The 4,426-nt window shown below is 72.4% G+C and carries 4 protein-coding genes; 3 read left to right on the forward strand and 1 reads right to left on the reverse strand.

Annotated elements, in window-relative coordinates; genetic code table 11:
* Nucleotides 1-548, reverse strand: a 548-nt coding sequence (locus ACFSL4_RS32975) for an SAV_6107 family HEPN domain-containing protein (protein WP_381091177.1), incomplete at its 3' end; no start/stop codon positions are given.
* A 183-nt stretch (nt 549-731) separates the two neighbouring features.
* Between ACFSL4_RS32975 and ACFSL4_RS32980 the strand changes: the two genes are divergently transcribed.
* From ACFSL4_RS32980 to ACFSL4_RS32990, 3 genes are read left to right on the forward strand one after another with little or no spacing between them, the layout of a single operon-like run.
* Nucleotides 732-1,595, forward strand: coding sequence for an ATP-binding cassette domain-containing protein (locus ACFSL4_RS32980; RefSeq protein WP_381091178.1), 864 nt, complete (start codon nt 732-734; stop codon nt 1,593-1,595).
* Nucleotides 1,567-3,651 (forward strand): YhgE/Pip family protein, encoded by a 2,085-nt coding sequence (locus ACFSL4_RS32985; protein WP_381091180.1) that lies wholly within the window; start codon nt 1,567-1,569, stop codon nt 3,649-3,651. Before ACFSL4_RS32980 ends, ACFSL4_RS32985 begins: the two co-directional genes overlap by 29 nt.
* A 56-nt stretch (nt 3,652-3,707) precedes the next feature.
* On the forward strand, nt 3,708-4,343 hold the full coding sequence (locus tag ACFSL4_RS32990; RefSeq protein ID WP_381091181.1) for a TetR/AcrR family transcriptional regulator: 636 nt from the start codon (nt 3,708-3,710) through the stop codon (nt 4,341-4,343).
* The last annotated feature ends 83 nt before the right edge of the window (nt 4,344-4,426 follow it).

A 4,426-nucleotide genomic window follows, 5' to 3' on the forward strand; every position in this document is an offset into this window, starting at 1 on the left:
GCGTCCGGGATCTGCCGGTCCGGGAGCTGCCGTCCCCCCTCCTGCCGCGGCTGCGGCAGCACCGGCTGGAGCACCAGCATCCGCTCGACCAGGCGCAGGAACATCGCCACGTCGCGTATCAGGTCGTCCGCGTCCCGGGCGCCGGCCGCGCCCTTGATACCGGCTTCGGCGCGGGCGCGGCGCGGGGCTCCGGCGGCGAACAGCGCGCACCACTCGGTCAGTTCGGGCGCTATCTCGGGGAGCACCTCCCAGGCGCTCCTGATCCTGGCGCGGCGCCGCGCCGTCGGCTCCGGGCGCCCCCGCGCGGCGAGCACGGCGGCGGCGATGCGCAGGGCGGCCAGATGGGCCGTCGCATAGCGCTCGTTGGGTGTTTCGAGGACGGCCGCCTCGTCGAGTCCGGCACGGGCCTGAGCGAGCAGGTCCAGTGCGGCGGGCGGGGCCGTGGCCCGGCGCAGCACGGGGTGCACATCGCTCGCCGGGCCGGTCAGTGAGGGGGCAGGGCCGGTGCCGCGCCGCCGGCGTGCGGCGGCCGCGTGGTGGCTGGCCATGACGAACCTCCCGTCGTCTGCGTGACGGCACTGTGGCCGTATGTGCCCATCGTGAGGTATGCCACTGACAATCCGTTCTGACCTGGGCTTTTGCCTCGCATGCGGGTTCACGATAGTTTTTGCACTGACCAGTCAGTTCAAATCGGGAGAGGCGTCGCCGCCGTCCTGGGAGCGAGGAGGGACATGGACGTGCCAGGGAGGGCGGACGGGGTCGCCGTCAGTGCCGCGGACCTCGGTCTGAAGGGACCGCGCGGCTGGGCGTACCGGGGCATCGGCCTCGATGCGGAGCCCGGCTCGCTCATCGCCGTCGAGGGGCCCTCGGGCTCGGGCCGGACCTGTCTGCTGCTCACGCTCACCGGCCGGATGAAGCCGACCGAGGGGCGGGCCACGGTGGGTGGGCACCGGCTGCCCAAGGAGATGGCCGCCGTGCGCCGGATCAGCGCGCTCGCGCATGTGCCCGGAGTCACCGACCTCGACCCGGCGCTGACCGTCGGGGAGCATCTGAGTGAACGGGCGCTGCTGCACAGCCGGTTCGACGTGCCCCTGCGCGCACTGCTGCGGCCGGGTGCCGAGAGGACGGCCGAGGCGGGACTGCGGGTCGAGGCGGCGCTCGCCGCCGCCGGACTCGACCGGGACGCGTTGCCCAAGGGCTCCCGGACCGCCGTACGCGACCTGGAGCGACTGGAGGCCCTGCGGCTGTCCGTGGCACTGGCCCTGATCGTCCGTCCGCGCCTGCTGGCCGTGGACGACACGGACCTCAAGCTTTCCGCAGCCGAACGGGCCGCGGCCTGGGATCTGTTGAGGTCGCTCACCGGGGCGGGCACCACGGTCCTCGCGGTGTGCGCCGAGGCCCCCGAGGACGCGGTCCTGGTGTCGACGGCCCCCGGCGACGGCGACCGGCCGGACCGCGGCGGCGAAGGCCCGGGGGACGCCGTGCCCGGCGAGCGGGGCACGGGCACGGAGGGCACTTCCGACGAGCCGTCCGAGGACGGCGGAGACGACGAGAAGGAGACGGCGGATGCGCTCGCCGAAACTGGCCGCGCTTGAGCTCAGGCGGTTCGGCAGGGGAAGGCTGCCGCGCGCCGCGCTGGCCGCGCTCCTGCTGCTGCCGCTGCTGTACGGCGCCCTGTACCTGTGGTCGTTCTGGGACCCCTACGGGCGGCTCGACCGCATCCCCGTGGCACTCGTCAACGACGACAGGGGAGCCACGGCGGCCAGCCGGCGGGTCACCGCGGGCGACGACCTCGTCAAGGGCCTGCTGACGAGCGACACCTTCGAGTGGCACCGGGTGAGCGCCGCCGAGGCCCGCAAGGGCGTCGAGGACGGCACCTACTACCTGTCGCTGACCATGCCCTCCGACTTCAGCGAGCGGATCGCCTCCAGCTCCGGGAACTCCCCCGAGACGGGCGCCCTCCAGGTGCGCACGAACGACGCGAACAACTACATCGTCGGGCAGATCTCCAGGACGGTGTTCAACGAGGTGCGCGCGGCGGCCTCCACGAAGGCGTCGCGGTCGTTCCTCGACAGGATCTTCATCTCGTTCTCGGACATCCACGGGGCGACCGTGAGGGCCGCCAAGGGTGCCGACCGGCTCACCGGAGGGATCAACAAGGCGGAGAAGGGGTCCAAGGACCTCGCCGACGGGCTCAAGGAGGCCAAGAAGGGCAGCGGACGGCTCTCGAGCGGCGTGAAGAAGCTCGACAGGGGCGCGGCCGACCTCCAGGACGGGGCGCAGCAGGTCGCCGACGGCACCCAGGCGCTGGCCGACCGGGTCGGCGGCGCGGCCGACCAGGTGCGGCCCTTCCTGAAGGAGAACGGCAGGCAGATCGCCGACACCGCGACCCTGGTGGCCGATTCGGCCGGCGTGATCAGCGACCACCTCGACACGTTCGTCGCCACCGCGCCGCTCGCGGAAAGCGGCACCCGCACCGCGTCCGAGACGCTCGACGCCGTCTACACGAAGCGCTGCGTGAAGGCGCTCCTGCCCGACCCCGCGTGTGACGACCTCAAGAAGGCGAAGGACGCCGCGGCGGACGCGGCGCGGCTCGCCAAGGACGTGAACACCGTGGTGCAGGACTACCACGGCGACTCGAAGGCGCTGAGGAAGGACCTCAAGACCCTCCAGCGGCAGGCCCGGGCGCTGGCCAAGGCAGCGCCGCACCTCTCCGAGGACCTCGACGACGCGGTCGCCAAGGTGGACGCGCTCAACAAGGGCGCCGCCCAGGTCGCCAAGGGGGCCAAGAAGCTGCACACCGGCCTCGGCACCGCCACGACGGGGGCGGCGGACCTCGATTCGGGCGTCGGCGAGCTGAAGACGGGCGCGATCGACCTCAACGGCGGCATGTACAAGCTGGTGGACGGCTCGGGGAAGCTCGCCGACGGGCTGCACGACGGTGCGGGCAGGATCCCCGACTACGACGAGGCGGACCGCGACCGGCGCACCCAGGTCATGTCCGACCCGGTGCAGCTCGCCTCCAGGGACCTGCACAAGGCGCCCAACTACGGCACCGGCTTCGCCCCGTACTTCATCCCGCTGTCCCTGTGGGTGGGCTCGATGGTGGCGTACATGCTGATCCCCCCGCTGAACCGGCGCGCGCTCGCGGCCGGCGCCTCGGCCTGGCGGATCTCACTGGCGGGCTGGCTGCCCGTGGCCGCCGTGGGCGTGCTGCAGACGGCCGCCCTCATGGCGGTGCTGCACTGGGCGATCGGGCTGGGGATGGTGCACGCGGCCGGCACGGTCGGCTTCCTGTTCCTGGTCACGGTGTGCTTCGCGGCGCTCGTCCAGTGGCTGAACGCGCGCTTCGGAGCGGCGGGCCGCATCCTGGTGCTCGCCCTCCTGATGCTTCAGCTGACGTCCGCGGGCGGCACGTACCCCGTGCAGACCAGTCCCGGCTTCTTCAACGCGATCCACCCGTTCCTGCCGATGAGCTACGTCGTCGAGGCACTCAGGCGGCTCATCACGGGCGGCGGTCTCGGACCCGTGTGGCAGGCGTGCGCCGTGCTGCCGGCGTTCACCGCGGGCGCCCTCGCGCTCACCGCCCTGTCGGCGCGCCGCATGCAGGTGTGGACGCTCGACCGGCTGCACCCGGAGCTGAGCCTGTGATGCCGGGAACCGAGTCCATGCCCTCTCACAGGGCCTTTCCTGTGAGAATCAAGACCATGGAACGCAGCAGCGCCGCCGCGGGAGGCGGCTCGAGCCGCCGCGAGGCGACCCGGCAGAAGCTCTACGAGGCAGCCGTCACCCTGATCGCGGAGCAGGGGTTCTCCGCCACCACCGTCGACGAGATCGCCGAGCGGGCCGGGGTCGCGAAGGGGACGGTCTACTACAACTTCGCGAGCAAGTCCGTCCTCTTCGAAGAACTGCTGCGGCACGGCGTGGGACTGCTCACCGCCTCCCTCCGGGAGGCGGCCGAGAAGACGGACCTCGCCGGCGGCACCAGGGTGGACGCCCTGGACGCGATGATCCGCGCGGGACTCGGCTTCATCGCCCGCTATCCGGCCTTCACCCAGCTGTACGTGGCCGAGCTGTGGCGCACCAACCGGGCCTGGCAGTCCACGCTCATGGTGGTCCGGCAGCAGGTCGTCGCGGTCATCGAGGACGTGCTGCGCGAGGGCGTGGCGAACGGCGAGTTCAGCGAGGAGATCGATGTGCCGCTGACGGCGGCCGCGCTGGTCGGCATGGTTCTGGTGGCGGCCCTGGACTGGCAGTCGTTCCAGCCGGAGCGATCCTTGGACGACGTCCACGCGTCGCTGTCGCGACTGCTCCAGGGGCGCGTGAGCGGCGGCCGCCGCTAGGGGGTGTTTCGAAAGTCCCGCACAGCACCCACGGCGCCCGGCACGCTCCCCCAGGCTCTTCGAGCAGGGGGCACCCGCACTCG

This window comes from Streptomyces caeni (assembly GCF_042678285.1).
Taxonomy (GTDB): domain Bacteria; phylum Actinomycetota; class Actinomycetes; order Streptomycetales; family Streptomycetaceae; genus Streptomyces; species Streptomyces caeni.

Bases quoted from the DNA above. Each gene is read 5' to 3' on its own strand.
- ACFSL4_RS32980 (WP_381091178.1), top strand. From the start codon at position 732: ATGGACGTGCCAGGGAGGGCGGACGGGGTCGCCGTCAGTGCCGCGGAC.
- ACFSL4_RS32985 (WP_381091180.1), top strand. From the start codon at position 1,567: ATGCGCTCGCCGAAACTGGCCGCGCTTGAGCTCAGGCGGTTCGGCAGG.
- ACFSL4_RS32990 (WP_381091181.1), top strand. From the start codon at position 3,708: ATGGAACGCAGCAGCGCCGCCGCGGGAGGCGGCTCGAGCCGCCGCGAG.